Annotated in this window: 13 protein-coding genes and 3 pseudogenes; 10 read left to right on the top strand and 6 right to left on the bottom strand. The window is 56.6% G+C overall.

The annotated features are described in order from the left end of the window. Positions 1–5: 5 nt before the first annotated feature. Complete coding sequence (locus AC0NIE_RS34430; protein ID WP_473488838.1) at positions 6–635, bottom strand: hypothetical protein; 630 nt, start codon at positions 633–635, stop codon at positions 6–8. Between the two features lie 257 nt (positions 636–892). After that, positions 893–1064, bottom strand: a pseudogene (locus AC0NIE_RS34425) (MucR family transcriptional regulator); the annotation flags it as partial. A gap of 282 nt (positions 1065–1346) precedes the next feature. Between AC0NIE_RS34425 and AC0NIE_RS34420 the strand changes: the two are divergent. Then, positions 1347–3050, top strand: coding sequence for a phospholipase D-like domain-containing protein (locus tag AC0NIE_RS34420; RefSeq protein WP_473488836.1), 1704 nt, complete (start codon positions 1347–1349; stop codon positions 3048–3050). 197 nt (positions 3051–3247) lie between these two features. Next, a pseudogene (locus AC0NIE_RS34415) lies at positions 3248–3952 on the top strand (IS6 family transposase); the annotation flags it as partial. 268 nt (positions 3953–4220) lie between these two features. Here the strand turns inward: AC0NIE_RS34415 and folD are convergent. From folD to AC0NIE_RS34400, 3 genes and pseudogenes are all read right to left on the bottom strand, one after another. After that, a pseudogene (folD, locus tag AC0NIE_RS34410) lies at positions 4221–5118 on the bottom strand (bifunctional methylenetetrahydrofolate dehydrogenase/methenyltetrahydrofolate cyclohydrolase FolD). 3 nt (positions 5119–5121) lie between these two features. Beyond that, positions 5122–6006 carry a formyltetrahydrofolate deformylase gene (gene purU / locus AC0NIE_RS34405; RefSeq protein WP_473488835.1) on the bottom strand — a complete coding sequence of 295 codons (885 nt, stop codon included), beginning with the start codon at positions 6004–6006 and terminating at the stop codon, positions 5122–5124. Positions 6007–6241: 235 nt separating this feature from the next. Continuing rightward, positions 6242–6703 (bottom strand): Ros/MucR family transcriptional regulator, encoded by a 462-nt coding sequence (locus AC0NIE_RS34400; RefSeq protein ID WP_473488834.1) that lies wholly within the window; start codon positions 6701–6703, stop codon positions 6242–6244. A gap of 766 nt (positions 6704–7469) precedes the next feature. Here AC0NIE_RS34400 and AC0NIE_RS34395 point away from each other — a divergent pair. The 8 genes from AC0NIE_RS34395 to AC0NIE_RS34360 are packed head-to-tail and all read left to right on the top strand — an operon-like array spanning position 7470 to position 15603. Then, a complete protein-coding gene (locus AC0NIE_RS34395) occupies positions 7470–8756 on the top strand; it encodes a DegT/DnrJ/EryC1/StrS family aminotransferase (protein WP_473488833.1) in 1287 nt (428 codons plus the stop codon). Between the two features lie 21 nt (positions 8757–8777). Continuing rightward, positions 8778–9548 (top strand): amino acid kinase family protein, encoded by a 771-nt coding sequence (locus AC0NIE_RS34390; RefSeq protein ID WP_473488832.1) that lies wholly within the window; start codon positions 8778–8780, stop codon positions 9546–9548. Beyond that, positions 9530–10321, top strand: coding sequence for a nucleoside-diphosphate kinase (locus tag AC0NIE_RS34385; protein WP_473488831.1), 792 nt, complete (start codon positions 9530–9532; stop codon positions 10319–10321). The genes AC0NIE_RS34390 and AC0NIE_RS34385 overlap by 19 nt, the downstream gene beginning before the upstream one ends. Further along, positions 10318–10842 carry an alkaline phosphatase family protein gene (locus AC0NIE_RS34380; protein WP_287335743.1) on the top strand — a complete coding sequence of 175 codons (525 nt, stop codon included), beginning with the start codon at positions 10318–10320 and terminating at the stop codon, positions 10840–10842. The genes AC0NIE_RS34385 and AC0NIE_RS34380 overlap by 4 nt, the downstream gene beginning before the upstream one ends. Positions 10843–10868: 26 nt before the next feature. Next, positions 10869–12899: an aminotransferase class III-fold pyridoxal phosphate-dependent enzyme gene (locus AC0NIE_RS34375; protein WP_473488830.1), complete on the top strand. Its 2031-nt coding sequence runs from the start codon at positions 10869–10871 to the stop codon at positions 12897–12899. Further along, positions 12896–13363 (top strand): hypothetical protein, encoded by a 468-nt coding sequence (locus tag AC0NIE_RS34370; protein WP_473488829.1) that lies wholly within the window; start codon positions 12896–12898, stop codon positions 13361–13363. Before AC0NIE_RS34375 ends, AC0NIE_RS34370 begins: the two co-directional genes overlap by 4 nt. After that, complete coding sequence (locus tag AC0NIE_RS34365; RefSeq protein ID WP_473488828.1) at positions 13360–15072, top strand: GMC family oxidoreductase; 1713 nt, start codon at positions 13360–13362, stop codon at positions 15070–15072. Before AC0NIE_RS34370 ends, AC0NIE_RS34365 begins: the two co-directional genes overlap by 4 nt. 39 nt (positions 15073–15111) lie before the next feature. Beyond that, positions 15112–15603 carry a GNAT family N-acetyltransferase gene (locus tag AC0NIE_RS34360; RefSeq protein WP_473488827.1) on the top strand — a complete coding sequence of 164 codons (492 nt, stop codon included), beginning with the start codon at positions 15112–15114 and terminating at the stop codon, positions 15601–15603. Between the two features lie 579 nt (positions 15604–16182). On the opposite strand, the gene AC0NIE_RS34355 is transcribed toward AC0NIE_RS34360, so the two are convergent. Then, complete coding sequence (locus AC0NIE_RS34355; protein WP_473488826.1) at positions 16183–17016, bottom strand: phosphodiesterase; 834 nt, start codon at positions 17014–17016, stop codon at positions 16183–16185. Positions 17017–17051: the final 35 nt, after the last annotated feature.

Raw genomic sequence — 17051 nt, 5'->3', positions numbered from 1 at the left:
ACCCTTCAGCGGCGGCCGAAGGCCAGGACCTCGGCTGTGTAAGTCTCCACCACTAGGCTGAAGGGCTGGTTCACCCCGGTATAGAGGATGGCCCGGTGCCGCAGCACCTCGTGGGGAATGGCCAGCGCCCCCTTCCCCGCCGCCGGCAGCGGCGCGTCCATCTCCCACCCTTTGGGCAGCGGCGACCACAGCAGCTCGGCGCTAATGGTCTGGCGGCGGAAGTGCAGCAGCTGGACCACCTTCCCGAAGGGCTGGTCGGTGGTGTCGAGCACCTGGTTCATCTGGGGTGTAAGGCGCGACGGGACGTACCAGTTATCGGCCTCGGAGAGCACGAGTTCGCCACAGGCGAGCTGCACGCGGCGATAGTGCACGGGTTCGTCAGCGCTGATGCCCAACGCCTGGCGGGTATTGTCCGGCAGCAATTTGTCGTCGCCCTTTACGCGATCGGCGACGATCCTCGCCTCCGGCGCCAGCCCGTGGTCACTACACCACCGTTCCAGCGTGAGCGTGGCGCTGGGGTGGCTGAGCAGGTCGGCGTTGAGCATTTCCAGCAGGGCCAGGGCCTGGGTGCGGGAGGCGGTGTCGTTGGTGAAGGGCGTGCGGGCCTCGGAGGGTGACGAGACGGTCACCATCATGGCGAGGGAGGCTGCTGCGATGAAATTTCGAGTACCCATCCTACGAAACCCTTTGCGTTGCGTTATGAAGCGGCGTTTGCAGGAACGCAGCCTGTGCGCGAATTGAAAACATGGCGGCGCAACCGCAACCACTAAACGCACCCTGTGCGCGACCGCAGGCTGTTTGAAAGGAAAGAGGCTGCCCCCCTTTCATACTCCGCGCAGATTATGCCATTGGCACTTGCACGCTCCAGAACGAATCTCCGGCAGACGAAATCAGCTTCGACCTTCTTGCGGGTCCGCTTCGTCGGCGCCGGCATTTCCGGCTCTTTCGGTTTGCGGCCGAGCCCACGTCTTGGCCAATGCCGAGCGCGCTGCGGCGTAATTCGGTGCGACCATGCGATAGTCCGCCAGCAGACCCCATTTGGCGCGATATTCACTCTGCGTCAGCGTCTTCCCAGCGCGGTCTTCGAAGAGATCGCGAGCGCCCGACCTCGAATTCCTACGTGGCTCGCTGCCGTCGACCCTCGATTTAAGCGACCCGGTGGCTAAAGATGACGTCCCCGCCGAGGAGATCCCATGGATCTCGTTCGGCCGCAGAACCAAATGCAAGAGGTGGGGATTTCCACCGGTTTTGTCACTATACTGTCAGAGGTTGCACTGATACTCGCGAACAAGCAGAAAGAGCGTGGTACGTTGCCGCTATAACGAAACAGCTTAGGGGGAGTGTGAATGTCCGGGATCATTCTCAAAGTATTCTCGAATGCCGACGACGTGCATCTTGTGTGGCGCCATGAGAATGACATTCCAGGCTGCCTGGGATTTGCGATCGAATGTCGTCGAGGCGATGCGGAGCCCAAATATCTGTCGAACCGCGTCGGCTTCGAGGATGACACCGAGGTCGATGATCAAGGCGAGCGTCTCACCTCTCGCTCATCGCAAATCTGGCCGTTCCAACGCTATGATTGGACCGATCATGCTGCGGATCTCGGGGATGTGATCGCCTATCGCGTGGTCGCCAGGGTCCTTGGTGACGATGGCAAACTGAAAGATGGGCTGTCGAGCGATTGGTCGGAAGCTCTGACCTTGAGCGCTGGTTGCGGCGATGGCGTCAGCGTCCATTTCAATCGTGGCTATGTTCTTTCCCAATTCATGGCGCGCTACATGAAGCGCAAGGGGATCACCCTCGCGGAGCTGAAAGCGACGGCGGTGGTTGTCAGTCAGCAGGTCGACCGGGAAGTCCGAGCCTTCCTTGGTGGAACGCTGCGGGAGGCCATGCTGGGGATAATGGGCGAGGTTGCGGAGTCTCCCAGCCTCGAGCTTCATGCCGCACTCTACGAACTGAGCGACGAGGAACTGATCGACGCTCTCGTCGCTGTTGGGGAACGCGCTCATGTCGTGTTGGCCAATGGCAGCGTCGACGAAGAGGGTGAAGACGAGAACGCGGGAGCACGAAGCCGGCTGAAAGACGCCGGTTGTGTTGTGCATGACCGGTTCCTTGCCCCCAAGGCTTTGGCGCACAATAAATTCGTCGTTGTCGGCCGGAACGAGGACGAGGAGTTCTCGCCGGAAGCAGTCTGGACGGGGAGCACCAACTGGACGCCGACCGGTCTTTGCACCCAGCTCAACAACGGCATTATGCTTGTGAACAAGGACCTGGCGGAGCGGTACGAAGCGCAGTTCAAGCTGCTGGCTGAAAGCGGCGACGTCGTCTCCGATGACCTGCTGGACTCGAACAACCAGCCGAAACGCGGCATCCCGCTTGGCGATGCAACGGTCGATAGCTGGTTTTCCAAGCTGAGCGGCGAGATCGACAACAAGGAACTGGTCGAACTCGTCAAGAGCGCCAAGCAGGGCGTGTTCTTCGTCATGTTCCAGCCCGGCAATGAGCCGGTGCGAACGCTCCTCAAGATGCAGAAGGAAAAAAATCTCTATGTGCGCGGTGTGGCGACACAGTTCACCAGCACCGGCGCCGAGGACTTCAAGCTGCTGAAGCAGGACCCGGAGGAATTTTTCCTCGACGCCGCGCAGACCTCGGGGATCGGCAAAACGGTCGGACAGTGGGCGGTCGAGGGCACGGCATCACAGTTCCGCACCCACATTGGCCATGCCATCACCCATTCGAAGATGATCGTGATCGATCCGTTCGGCGATGATCCGATCGTGGTCACGGGCTCCCACAATTTATCAAAGGCCGCGAGCACCAAAAACGACGAGAACTTTATCGTCATCCGGGGTCATCGCGAGATCGCGATGCACTATGCGATCAACGCCATGCAGACCTACAGCCACTATCGCTGGCGCGCCTATCTTGAGGAGGCTGAGCGAGAAGACCGGGACCCATTCCAATATCTGTCGCGCAATCCGAAATGGCAGCGCCGCCGCAACACGGGCGAGACCAAGCGCATGCTAGCCTTCTGGCTGCCGCCCGCTTAATGGATGGAATCATGGCCCGGCGATCCTGTCATCGCAGTCAACGCCGACGACGCTTTTGCGAAGCTCCAAGTATATGTTCCACCGGTTTATGATCGAGACCACGCGTTAGGCCTTGGGACACGTGCCGGTCGTGCTTAGGGTTTCATTGGGGTGATCTCGCGTTGCGGTTCTGTCGCAAACGGAATGGCAACCCCTATCTGGCACGAAGGCCTCTCTTTTTCGGGGAGCGCGCTTGCTATGTTGAAGGCCGTCATTTCGACCGATCAGTGATCTTGCTGTGCGTGCGCTGGTATCTGGCCTACAATCTCAGCCTGCGCGATCTGGAAGAGATGATGGCCGAACGCGGCCTGAACGTCGACCATTCGACTGTGCACCGCTGGGTCGTTCACTTCTCGCCCCAGCTTCTGGAGCGCTTCAACGGGCGCAAGCACGCCGTCACCGGCAAGTGGCACATGGACGAGATATACATCAAGGTACGCGGCCAATGGATGTATCTCTATGGTGCCGTCGACGGCGTCGGGCGACACGGTCGAGTTCTTCTTCAGCGAACACCGCGACCTGCCGGCAGCCAAGCGCTTCTTGCGGAAGGCCCTGGAGCGCCACGGCAGACCGGATCACATCGTCATCGACGGCAGTCCGACCAATCATGAGGCGATCATTTCCTGCGACGCCGAACACCGTCTGCGGAATCGATCGCGACCAGCGCTGAAGCCGATCCGCATCCGCAAGAGCAAGTACCTCAACAATCGGATCAGGACCATCGGCGCATCAAGCGCCGCACTCGGTCAATGCTCGGCTTCAAGTCGATGGCGAGTGCCGATGCCGTCCTTTCCGGCATCGAGTTGGTTCACATGATGCGCAAACGGCAGGCGAGGTTCGACTATAATCCACGTCCCTCGATACAAGGATCGCATCGTTGGAGACTACGCAGTCAATGGCACGCCACCACCATATCACTGGCGTATCGGGCGCAGCCCGTTATAAGCCAGCAACCAAGGCTAATCGGGTCCATCACCGCGCGCTCTACGAGCTGAACATCGACATTATGTGCAGTTTTGGCTTCAGCCGCGTCTAAACTCCACAGTCTCGATATGAACCGGATGAGATCCTGACGTCGGACCAGTGAGTGTCAAACAGCAGAGTGAGTGGCCGATTCGCCGCTGACATTTTTTAGAACGAAGGCGATGTAAGACCGCTCATTCGGTACGCTGCTGTGATTGTGTTTGCCATCAACATGGCGATGGTCATCGGCCCGACACCGCCCCGAACCGGCGTGATCGCACCGGCGACATCAGAGGCTTCCGCATAGGCGACGTCGCCCACGAGCCGGGTCTTGCCCTCGCCCCGTTCCGGCGCATCGATCCGGTTGATGCCGACATCGATCACAGTCGCACCGGGCTTAACCCAGTCCTCCTTCACCATCTCCGGCCGGCCCACCGCAGCCACCAGAATGTCGGCGCCACGCGCCACGGACGCCAAATCCTTCGTGCGCGAATGCGCCGTCATCACCGTGGCATTGGCATTAAGCAGCAATTGCGTTATCGGCTTGCCGAACAAGTTGGAGCGGCCGATAACGACCGCCATCAGGCCCGACAGATCCTCGCCATGGATGGAGCGCACCAGCAGCATGGCGCCGGCCGGTGTGCACGAGATCAGGCCGGTCGCCAGGTCACCGATGGCGAGCTTGCCGGCATTGACCACATGCAGGCCATCGACATCCTTTTCCGGCCGGATCGACTGGATGATCGCATCCGCATCTAGATGCTTCGGCAGCGGCAGCTGCACGAGGATGCCGTGGATGGAAGCATCCTGTTCAGAGCGGCCACCAGGCCTGTGAGCTCGCCTTGCGTTGTTTGCGCCGGCAGCGTGTGCTGGATGGAGTTGAACCGCATTCCTTGGCCACGCGGCCCTTGGCGCCGACATAGATGTGGCTGGCCGGATCGTCGCCAAAAATCACCACCGCAAGCCCCGCTTTTATCCCCTTTGTTCGCTGGAGATCAGAAGCCGCTTGCTTCACCGCTTCAATAACGGATGCCGCCACCTGTCTGCCGTCGATGATATGCGTCATCGCTCAGCCCATGCGCTCAGAAGCGTAGCTTCCCGGGCTTGCCGGGAAGACGACGGTTCGGTTGCCGTTCAGGAAGACGCGGTGATGGATATGGGCGTGGATGGCGCGAGCCAGAACCTGGCTTTCGACGTCACGGCCGATCGAGACATAGTCCTCGGCGCTCTGTGCATGGGTGATGCGGGCGGTATCCTGCTCGATGATCGGGCCTTCGTCGAGATCAGCGGTGACGTAGTGTGCCGTTGCCCCGATCAACTTGACGCCTCGCTCATAGGCTTGCTTGTACGGGTTGGCGCCCTTGAAGGAGGGCAGGAACGAGTGGTGGATGTTGATGATGCGGCCCGACATGTTCTTGCACATGGCATCGGAGAGGACCTGCATGTAGCGGGCAAGCACGATCAGTTCGGTGCGCGTCTGCTCGACGATGTCGAGGATCTGGGCTTCGGCCTGCGGCTTGTTCCCCTTAGTCACATTGATGTGGTGGAAGGGAATGTCGTGGTTGACCACAACCTTTTGGTATTCAAAATGGTTGGAAACGACGCCAACGATGTCGATCGGCAGGGCGCCGATCTTCCAGCGGTAGAGGAGGTCGTTGAGGCAATGGCCGAAGCGCGAGACCATCAGCAGCACCTTCATGCGCTTGGTGGCATCGTGGATCTCAGCATCCATCTGGAACTTCTCCGCGATCGGCCTTAGGCCTTCCACCAGGTCGGCCTGGCCGACTCCCTCCTCGGAGATGAAGGAGACGCGCATGAAAAACTTGCCTGTGTCGAGATCTTCAAACTGCGAACTATCGACAATGTTACAGCCTTGGCCGGCCAGGAAAGTCGCAATCGCCGCAACGATACCGCGAGCCGATTTACATGAGACTGTAAGTACGTAATGCGTCATTTTAAACTCACTTTGCTGAAATTCCGGGCGTTTTGCTTGCGATGGCATGTCCTCAGAACCAAGCGGCGCGCCCGATGGATGACGACGAACGACTACAAGTACCTTTTGCAGGTGGCGCGCCCCATTGAGCGGATCTGCGCTGCGCCTGCGAGGAGTCCGGGTAAACTGTTTGCATCGAAAAGGCGGGGTTTCCTCCGCCTTTTCAAACTCGGCGTTTCAAAACGACTGCGGACAATCAGGCCGCGGCCTTTTTGCCGGTCCTTTTTGCAGGTGCAGGCTGTTCGGGTTCGTTAGGCTTTCTACCGAGGCCAATAGTCTTGGCCAAAGCCGAGCGCGCGGCGGCATAATTCGGGGCGACCATCGGATAGTCTGCCGGCAGGCCCCACTTAGCGCGGTATTCGTCGGGCGTCAGACCATAGTGGGTGGAGAGATGCCGCTTCAGAGACTTGAACTTTTTTCCGTCCTCCAGGCTGATGATGGAGTCGGGCGTGACCGACTTCTTGACGGGAACTGCAGGCTTGAGGGCTTCAGGCTTCTCTGGGGAGCCGCCGACTATGCCCTTCAGCGCGGCATGCACCTGCCCGATCAGGGCCGGAAGCTCGCCCAGGGGGACTGGATTTTTTGAGACATAGGCCGATACGATGTCAGCGGTGAGCTCGATTAGGGCATCAGTATTGTTCTCGGCTTCTTCCGTCACGGAATGCTCCTGATTGAATGAAAGCAGTGGGCGAAGTTCCGTTTCATAATCAAGGCAGCCCCGGAAAGCAATGAAAGTCAGGCAGTGTTCCCTCAACACTGTCTACTCACACTGCGGCCCGACGCAAACGCCCATAATTTTGGTACGAATCCGGTTCTGCATTGATGCCCCCGCTCAGACGTTCCCGCATGACCATCGATCGGACCCGCCAAGGCGGTTCGGCTAAGTGCAAAGCGACACTCGTGGAGCAGGTCAACATGCAAATCGAGCAGAGCAGAGACCGGCAGTCCGGCGAGAGTGATCGGAGTAGCGACTCTTGCGCGGGCTTATCGTAAGCTGAATTATGGATGTCATTGGTATGTAGAGATATCTCTGCGGATTCCGGCGTGAAGCCGATCAACAACCGAACACGGTTGGCGTAAGGCTTCAGATCGAAATCATCGTTGGCATCACTGGATTACGCACGCAATGTCGCGACGACGGGCAGATCAGGCGCGAACGAGATCTCGCATAACACACCAGTTCACACGCCATCCAACAGAAACCGTCCGACATCCGACACCTCCTATCGGTTTGTGAAATCCGCGACACTGCGCGCGGTGCCGCTTTGCGTCCTGCCACTTTCATTGAAGCCATTGCATAACTTGCAGAATTTTTTTGACGCAATTTCTACGCCCTTTGGCACGCCTTTTGCGGTTTCTTCGTGTTAGCCCACAATGCCGAGAGCTATGTCGGCCCGCGGTTTGTGCTCTAATGGAGGGCCTAAATGAACAGGCATGTCAAGTTTGACTTGAATGCTACCCCGAGAGCTCAGGATCGAGCTGAAGCATCTGTCGCACTTTTCGGCGGAAACCCTGTCGTCGCTCCAGGACGGATTACGCCGTGGCCGGCCGCCAAAAGGAAGCACCTGAAGGCACTTGGCGTAGTTGTGGATAGCGGCAGGTACCATCGGGTCAATCATCCGGTTGTTACTGATCTCGAGCGGTGCCTCACGAACTGGGCAGGAAATTGGACGACACGGGCGGTAGGCAGCGGAACTGCGGCAATCCACGTTGAACTCGATTACTTCAAAGATCGAGGAAACCAGGTCGTCACTGCGGCGCTCAACTGGCCAGGAGCGGTTGGCCCGATCTCAATCAGCGGCCTGCAGCCGAGATTCGTCGATGTTGATTTAACGCTTGCCGGTATCGATGAAGATGCAGCAGCCAACACGATGGAACCTGATGTGGCGGCGGTTCTTGTTACACACTTATTTGGCAACAATATCCTCGCCCCAAGAACGCGGGCTGCAGCCCGGAGCCGAGGGATCGCGATCATCGATGACGTTTGCCAGTCAATCGGTGCTGTCAAGAATATCGTGAATGGTATGTATCTGGACAGCGACGCCCTCGCGTTGTCGGGAAATGGCGCCAAACATCTCGGAGCGGGAGAACTAGGTTTCGTTCTCACGAAGGACCCCAACCTCATCGAGCATGTCGACCATGTTTCATTGACAAGTTCGTCTCGGAATGGTGCACGAATATTTTCTGCTTACTCCCAGGGCTATAACTATCGGCCAAACGTTTTCTCCGCTGCGATAGCAAGCTCGCGCATCAAGGGCTTAGACAAGCAACTGAAGAAGCGAAGAAATAATGCGACGATTCTATGGCAGATGATCAGGGATCTTCCTGGACTGTCGCCTCTATTCGATCCCGCGGATCATAGCCAATCGATGCTTAACTTTCCTCTGCGGATCGAACTAGAAATTTTGGGATTTCCCCAGGGTCCTGCTGGTAGAGATTTCATTATTAAGCTGCTTCAGGCTGAAGGCGTGCCGGTTTGGGTTTGGCTCACGCGACCGGTATTTGAATACTTACCCGCAATGCGCGGAAGATGGAATGCGGCCGATTTTCCGAACACCATGAGGCTTTTGGACACAATGTTCTACGTTTCGGAGATCGCTCCACCGAACGATGCCGAGATTATGAAACTCTATGCCGACGCCTTTCACAAAATCTGGAGTGCCCTTCCCAAAATTCTCGGAAGGGTGCGTGAGGTTGCGACAGCCGCATAGGAGATTGAGGGCGAGGGAAAGATGCAAACGGCTTTGAAAGGGTTTCCGCCTTATGGCATCTCCGCAGTGGTGAAGTTCGGCGGAAGTCTCATGCGCAATCTGGAGACCTGCAGAACGGTTCTCGCTGGACTTGAGCAAATCCGTAGTTCCGGTCACAGAATCCTGATTGTTCCCGGAGGCGGTATTCCGGACAAGGCTATCGAGGCGGTAAACGCGGTACATCCTCTCGCGGAGTTTGCCGCACATCATGCATGTGCGCTCGCACAGGACCAGACGGGATACATGATTGCCGATCCCGCATTCTCTTCGAACCTAGCTGCATGCTCGACCTTAGGCGAGTGCCGGTTGCTTATCAAGAAAGGTAAGATTCCCGTTTTGCTACCTTCCCGGATCCTTTTTGCCCTCGATCCGGTTGAGTGGAGCTGGGATATAACTTCCGATGCGATCGCCGCTTGGGTTGCATGGCTGACAAATACCGACAAACTGGCGATTCTGACAGACGTGGACGGCGTCTACCGGAACGGCAGAACAGATGAACCGGCAGCGTTGATATCCGAAATTGCTTCTGATGAGTTGGCGCGCCTCGGTCACACGTCGATCGACGCATGTGCAGCTCACTTTATGGCAGAACGAGGTCTTTCGGGTGCCGTGCTGAATGGCGCATTTCCGCAGCGACTGGGTGATTGGCTCGAAGGACGCGAAGTAACCGGTACGCTTATCAGGCAAATCTCTCACAACGCGAACAGCCGGTTCAGACTGGGAGGGCAGCGTAAATGGCGCCGGTGGGCCTAACCGTGTATGGACCCGAGGTCGCAAGATCCGGCCTGACCGGCGAACTTGATCGTTTTATTGCCCGTGAAGGAAGGCTGGAGGTTGGTAGACGATTCTTTGCCGTCCACAGTCGCACTTCCATTGAAGCGTTCTATTCCCTCACGGGATCAACGGGCGGGAAACACTGGCCGCTCGTGCTGGACCTGTTCGACATGCGGCCGGTCTGTGCAACACTATGGATCGGGGATAGCGCTTTATTGAGCCTTCAAAATCTGAAGGGCAAGACCCAGCCTGCCCAAGCGGCCAAAGGAACCATTCGCAGTCGCTTTTACTGCGATAATCCAGTCACGAATCTTGTCCACGTGAGCGACAGTGAGAGCTTGATGGACGAGGAACTCAGAATTCTTCGTGCTCACTCCACGGGGACAGGCGACACAGGTTGGCGGGCGCTCAATTCCGGCCGGATTTCACACTCATCGTTCCGCGTGCTGCTTACAAGCTTGGGGAATACCCAAGCACCTCAATCCGACATCTCCAACAGTGGCGACGATGCGGTTGCGAACGCACGCGCTGCATTCGAGCAGGCAGAAGCGCTGGCCGTTAGCTGCGGAATGCTGGAGACAGTCCAAGGATTTCTCGCGGGTGACTTTGCCAGCCTGGAATACCTCCTCAACAGGGTAGGCGGGCTTTCAGCCTGGGACCGCCTTCTGCTCGAGGCGGGCCTTTTTGCGATGCCTTACTGGAACTCACTCATCAATGACTCGCCGGCATTGCTGACTGCTGAGGGAGCATGATGTCGGGCGTATTGTGCACCGCGCTCACGGCGATGGCGCCTAATCGATCAGAAGAGAGTTGGCTCGCGGGCAGCAGCGTCATCGCTCATCTCCTAGAGCGAATCCCAAACGACATTGATATCCATCACCTTCAACAGGACGCATTTGAACATGCAATCGAGCAAGACACCAATGTACTGACACGATTGGGGTTCGTGGCAACTGAGTCAAACGTTTCCTTTAGTGAACTCGAAAGAACCTTTGTCCATGCGCTAGGAACAGTAAAAATCGACTGGGTTATAGAGCCTGAGAGACCGAAGCCTCTTATTTTTGATCCGACCATCGGTGTACGCGCCAACTATGCGGCCGTCGTGGCACGCAAAATCGAGATGTACAAACACGGCCGCCTCGCCAAACACCGAGAGGATCTTCTTTGCCTGCTCCGCAGCAAAGCTTCCATGGAGACCGAACTCGACATCGCATGCTTCAGATCTCAGCTCGCCGCGTTGGAATTGAGAGCGCCTACCATGAAACGAAACTGATGAACCTGCCTATCGGGAAATCCCACATGACGAACGTAGAAGAAATAAGAGAGATCTTGGCCTCAAGCCAAAACCGCAGTTTTCCATTCCACATGACCGAGTTCGGATTAGATTTGGTTGTGCAGGAAGGGGTGTTTCCTCCAGAAGAGTTCGTTGGCTGGCGATGGGCGACTGAGAATTTCCCCCCGGTTCATGGACTAGACGTCCTAGAAATCGGGTGCGGGTTTGGTCTGCCTGGCCTGCACCTCGCGAGAGCGGGGGCCAGATCTGTGACGTCCGTTGATATAAACGCCCGCGCAGTCGCCAACACGATTGAAAATGCCGCCCGAAACAACATCTCTAACCTTGAAGCTTTCGAAAGCGACGTTTTCTCTAATGTGCGGCCCAAGCGACGGTTCGATATCATTTTCTGGAATTTTCCCAGCCAGTTCGCCCCAGACGACTATGAATATGAAAACGATCTTGAACGTGGGATAATCGACGCTGGATACGCTTTACTACGGAGATTCTTATCAGAGGGGCCGGAGTGGCTTACGAACGATGGCCGGATAATCATGGGCTTCGGAGTTTACGCCCGCGATGACATTCTTTCACAGATTGTACGCGAAAACCGGCTTGAAGCATCTATACTCGTTCAGGGATCGCGGCAGACTCGGACAGCGACATATCGGCTTGTGCAAGTCCGTAGGGGTCACGAAGAGCCATATAGTCGGTTCAGCCAGTCTCGGGCACTCACCGAGCGCGCTCGGGGGCTATATCCGGCCGGCGTCACCAGAGTTTCGATAGCACCAGTCCCTATCGGTAAGAGAAACGAAGATCTGTCCATCTACGCGCATGCGGGAGAAGGCGCACGCATACAAGATGCCGACGGGAACAGCTATGTTGATTTTCACAACAATTTTTCGACCTTGATCCACGGACATCGGCACCCGGCAACCATCGCAGCTATTGCTTCTCAACTGGAGCGCGGCACTTGTTTTGGCAATCCGACGGTAGCTGACATCGATCTCGCACAGGCGATTTGCGAGCGCATTCCCGCCATCGAGCGTGTTCGCTTTTTGAACAGTGGGACTGAAGCATTAATGTTCGCGATAAAGGCGGCCAGAGCCATGACCGGCCGCACTCGGCTAGCAAAGCTCGAGGGAGCTTTTCATGGTACTTACGATTGGGCTGAGGTGAGCGCGCGCAGCAGCCCTAACAATTGGGGAGGTGACTACCCGAAATCAAATCCACCGTATCGCAACACGCCCCCGCATGTATGCGAGGAAGTCGTCGTTTTGCCACTCGACGACACCGCACGATCGAAGACCATTATCGAGCAGCATGGTTCCGACCTCGCCTGCATTGTTGTCGATGTGCTTCCCTGCGCCGCGGGCATGATCCCGCTCAACCCCGACTACTTGACCATGCTACAGGACACTGCGAGAAGGCATGGGATTTTGTTGATTAGCGACGAGGTTGTGTCCTTTCGAGTTCACTACCACGGTGCTTCTGCAGCGAGAGGTTTCCACCCTGATCTCGTAACATTGGGCAAGCTGGTAGGCGGCGGATTACCCATCGGGGTGGTAGGCGGGACCTCCGCGACCATGGAAGCCTTCGCTCCCCACGATAGTGCGCCAGTACCTCAAGGTGGAACGTTTTCAGCGAACCCACTCACGATGGCCGCCGGTCGCGCTGCACTTGCCGCGCTGACGGTGGACGAAATTGACCGGATCAACGAACTTGGTAACTACCTCCGTCAACAAGCGGAGGAGTTTGCTTCCCAGGCGGGCGTGGCTATCACGGCGCAAGGGGCCGGATCGCTGTTTCGATTCCATGCAAAGCAGCACCGGCCATTGTCGTATCGCGAAGCCCACCATGATGTCGCGGAAAGCGAGGCTCTGCGACGACTGCACGCCGGGATGCTTGAACGCGGCATTTATGTAGCGGCCCCTTTCTGGGGGGGTATCTCGACGTCAATGACAAAACTTCACGTCGACGATTTCCTCGATGCCTTCCGCGCATGTCTCCGCGAAACTCCCGATCTCAAGAGACTCGATAGGAGAACTGCCACATGAGCGAAACCACGTCGCCATCGGAATCGGAGATCGCCCTGTTCAGCTTGCTAGTCTGCGACCTCACCGCGTTCGATGACTTTGACACTCAGCTGCTCGCCATCAATCTGTCCACATTAAGAGCGGAAAGAGCTGCCGTGGGCGATATTGATCAATTGCTCAGCGCATACAGTATGCTACGGGCAGAATGCGCTCCGGGCGATGTTGCGTATCGTTGCCAAGCACTTCGCAGCAACGGAGACTTTGAGGAAACGCTCAAGCAGATCCTCTATCTTCTTTATTTGGGATCGGTTCGCGTCAACGGACACTGGAAACGTTGCGGTTGGAGGCAGCATGAGGACGCGCTCGTTTGGAAGGCGCTTGGCGTTCATTCCCCTATGACCCGGGGTGAGGGTGAGTTTGGCGATTGGGCTGATAGACCGCGACACCGGGCTCGGACGGACCAGCGGAACGAGCGACTGGGATGAGCACTGACCTCCGCGACGTCGCGATAATCGGATCTGGATTCGCAGGCTCCCTGATCGCAAGTTCATTGGCTGAAGCGGGCATGGATGTTGTGCTGATCGAAGCTGGCTTGCCAATCGAGGACGACAGGCACGCCAGGCAAAGGCGACGCGAGATATTTGCCAACTCAGATGAAGCCGAAATCTTCGCCCCATATGCGGACCTCCTTGCCCCACAAGATAGGGAATACAAATCCGAATATTACGTCCAAGAGGCTACTGGAGCCGACCGTTTCGAAGGCCAGTATCTGCGCCTTGCTGGTGGAACAGGCCTTGCCTGGTTAGGGACAGCGTTGCGTATGTGTCCGAACGACTTTCGGATGCAGACGACATATGGCCGTGGGCGAGACTGGCCAATCTCTTATGCGGACTTGGAGCCATGGTACTGCTTGGCTGAAGAAGCAACTGGAGTGGCCGGCAGCCCGGAAGCCGACGTCTCCTTGAATTCATCGAGAAGCAAGCCCTTCCCCATGCCAGCTATACCGCAAAGCTACGCTGATCAATACGCAATTGCTCGGATCAAGGGCCTGCAATTTGCTTCTCAGGAAATCCGTATTGTGCCTACTCCTCAAGCCCGTAACTCAATCGACGGGTATAACGGCCGGCCACTTTGTGAAGGGTATTCGTCCTGCGTGCCACTTTGCCCAGTAGGCGCAAAATACGATCCTTTAGTGCATTTACGACGCGCATTATTGAATGGAGCGGAACTGCTTGTGGGTGCGGTCGTCTCGAAACTGGACGCGTCCAGCGACGGCCGGATAACTACCGCTTGGTTCGAGGACAGCGACGGCTCGACCGGAAGCCTCCAAGCCCGCGTGTTCGTATTGGCTGCGAACGGGATAGAGACGCCGAAGTTGCTGATGCAGTCCAATCATCAATCTGCCGCTGGACTGGCGAATGAAAGTGGTCTGGTCGGATGTAATCTTATGGATCACGCTGAGAAGCACTCCTGGGCTCTCGTTCCTGATCCGATTTTTCCTTACAGAGGGCCACAATCTACTTCGGGGATTGAAATTCTGCGTGACGGACCATTTCGGAAAGATCGAGCAGCATTTCGGACCGCGCTGCGCAATGACGGCTGGCGCAACGTTAATGGCGCCCCGTATGGTGAAGGAGCTTTATCGTCCGCTGCGGTCGGAGGGACGTTAGTTGGGTTGATCGACCAGCAGGGTCTTATCGGTGAGGATTTGTTCAATGCGGTCCACCGCATAGGAATTCGACAATTTGCACTGCAAAGCGTTGTTGAAATACTTCCAAATCCGTCCAATCGGATTACGCTCTCCTCGGAGAAAGACGGCCTTGGCTTGCCTCGTCCGGAAATTCATTTCCGGCTCGACAAATACAGCCGCGATGGGATCGCGGCCGCAGCACGCCTTCATGGAGAGATCTTTCGCGCGTTACGCTGCGACCAAATGGAGTGCGGCATTCATTTGCAAGACGATAGAACTGCGTCGGATGCCGGTGGCAGCCATATCATGGGCACTACTGTCATGGGAAACGATCCAAAGACGTCGATCGTAGACGCGAATTGCATGGCACATTCCCACAAGAACCTTTTGGTTGCCAGTAGCGCAGTTTTTCCGACAGGAGCAGCGGCAAATCCGACGTTGACATTATGCGCACTTTCCCTTCGGCTCGCCGAATATCTCAAAGAGACAATGCATGCGCGTTAGCCATGGTCGCCGTTCTTCCGCAAAGATGAGGATGGGATTTTGGAAATCCGCCCCCTGACTCCCAACGACTTCGCCCATCTTCTTCCGCTTTGCGCCGAGCACGCCGCATACGAAGGCTCTACAATCCAGGAAAACGACCAGGCCTTGCGTTGGAATTCTGCGTTTTTTGGAACGCCTCCACAGCTATATGGCTGGGTCTGCAGCGAAGCTGGACACTCGGGCGCAGCGCTGAAAGGCTACATGACAGCCTCGATCGCCATTTCGACGTGGTCCGCAAAGCCATACGTGTTTCTAGACTGTATTTACCTCAAGCCCATGATTCGACGCATGGGTATCGGTCGGTCAATGCTAATGATGTTGATAGAGTTTTCAAAGGGACACGGGTGTCAAGAGATCCAGTGGCAGACTATCCCATCGAACGACACAGGAAGTGCGTTCTACAGATCGCTCGGTGCGGTTCCCGCTACGAAAATGCGATGGACATTATCATTGGTTAACGGCACAGCGGCGCTCGAACCACAAGGCTCATGAATAGGACCGGCTAGAGTTTACACCTCCCCCTATTCTCAGCGACGCTGAGTTGGCGTCGCTCATCGACGCATGCGCTCGCATTTCGCGTAAACTGGCCGAAAAAAAAGAAAAAAATCGCCAGCAAGGCCTTTCGGCCTTTCAAGATGGGCTTGTGGTAGAGCGATGCGGCGCAGATGACAAGGACATCAAGCTTCTCCCTCCTTAACCATCGACAAGCGGCGCTTCAACGTGGTCTGAACATTCTGGATACGTCTGGGCACGCGAAGGCCTAGACTGCGGCGCGGCAATCAAAGTGAGAGCGCGTATTGCCTCACCAGGATGTTCCCCACGGCTGCGGCCGTTCGGCTGGCCATTGTCTTGACGGTCGCGACCGACGGCGGCGCACCAAACACCATCGTGTGAGCCTTTTTTCTTTGCGCCATATCGACTGGGCCTATCTCCTCGACGGGATGCTGGACAAGGGCCCAGCTCGATAACTCGATCGCACCAATGGTACATACTACAATTTTACAGTTTAAGCCGCATTGGTGCGGAGCCGGCATGCTTAGGCACATTGGAAAACCTTCAGTCGGTTTTCGTTCAGGGACGCGCGAACTCGATGCGGCCGACCCCATCGTCTGTAGGATATTCGCGAGCGATGATGTCGTCATCCTCTACAGGAGCGGTATGATGCACGAGGACGCCAGCCTCGGTAATTGTCACGATGTCATAGGTCGGCTCCGATTCCATAAATTCGGTGATCCCCGGCTTAAAGCTCAAAGCAATACGATGCGAGACGCCGCGATTGCAGCTAAAGGGAATCCCGTGCCAAACACCACTTGTCGTCAAGTGAAGATGACCAAAGGCAATATGCACAATCGACTTTTCAGAGCGTATCTTCGAAAGGAAAGGATGCGGATCGTTGAGTACGATGTCGTCGAAAATTGGCACCCCGACCGAAAACGGCGGGTGGTGCATGAATATTACCGATCGTCGTGACCCGTTGTCTTCGAACACTTCATGCAGCCACTGAATGCGCTTGCTGCACATACGACCCCAGCCGGGATGGTCATCGTCGAGAGTATCGAGAAAGATGAGCCGAACGTCACCGAGATCGGCTGTAGACTGAACAAATCCAAATTGATCAACGGGTTCATTTCGAAATACTTGCCGGAAGTTGGCCCGATTATCGTGGTTGCCTAAGAGCAAGCGATAAGGAACACGCAATTCCGCTAGTATCGTGGCGAGGGCTTCGTAGGCCGGAATTTCCCCTCGGTCCGTCAGGTCGCCAGTAATGACGCAACACGCCGCGTCACTATGATACCGATTAATTGCCGTGACGACCGCGGCCAAGCGGGCACAAGGATCGAGCCCAACTACGGGTTGGCCAAAAGGTGCAACATGCGTGTCGCTGACGTGGATAACTTTCAACATTTATATTGACCTTCGAAGGAGGCGAAAACTGCGGA

It is taken from the genome of Mesorhizobium sp. WSM4842, assembly GCF_055901575.1.
The sequence above is the reverse complement of the archived record's forward strand: the minus strand, read 5'-3'. Positions and strand labels throughout refer to the sequence as shown.

Excerpts from the sequence above, each read along its gene's own strand:
- AC0NIE_RS34430 (WP_473488838.1), bottom strand. The coding sequence starts at position 635 with ATGATGGTGACCGTCTCGTCACCCTCCGAGGCCCGCACGCCCTTCACC.
- AC0NIE_RS34420 (WP_473488836.1), top strand. The coding sequence starts at position 1,347 with ATGTCCGGGATCATTCTCAAAGTATTCTCGAATGCCGACGACGTGCAT.
- purU (WP_473488835.1), bottom strand. The coding sequence starts at position 6,006 with ATGACGCATTACGTACTTACAGTCTCATGTAAATCGGCTCGCGGTATC.
- AC0NIE_RS34395 (WP_473488833.1), top strand. The coding sequence starts at position 7,470 with ATGAACAGGCATGTCAAGTTTGACTTGAATGCTACCCCGAGAGCTCAG.
- AC0NIE_RS34390 (WP_473488832.1), top strand. The coding sequence starts at position 8,778 with ATGCAAACGGCTTTGAAAGGGTTTCCGCCTTATGGCATCTCCGCAGTG.
- AC0NIE_RS34385 (WP_473488831.1), top strand. The coding sequence starts at position 9,530 with ATGGCGCCGGTGGGCCTAACCGTGTATGGACCCGAGGTCGCAAGATCC.
- AC0NIE_RS34380 (WP_287335743.1), top strand. The coding sequence starts at position 10,318 with ATGATGTCGGGCGTATTGTGCACCGCGCTCACGGCGATGGCGCCTAAT.
- AC0NIE_RS34375 (WP_473488830.1), top strand. The coding sequence starts at position 10,869 with ATGACGAACGTAGAAGAAATAAGAGAGATCTTGGCCTCAAGCCAAAAC.
- AC0NIE_RS34370 (WP_473488829.1), top strand. The coding sequence starts at position 12,896 with ATGAGCGAAACCACGTCGCCATCGGAATCGGAGATCGCCCTGTTCAGC.
- AC0NIE_RS34365 (WP_473488828.1), top strand. The coding sequence starts at position 13,360 with ATGAGCACTGACCTCCGCGACGTCGCGATAATCGGATCTGGATTCGCA.
- AC0NIE_RS34355 (WP_473488826.1), bottom strand. The coding sequence starts at position 17,016 with ATGTTGAAAGTTATCCACGTCAGCGACACGCATGTTGCACCTTTTGGC.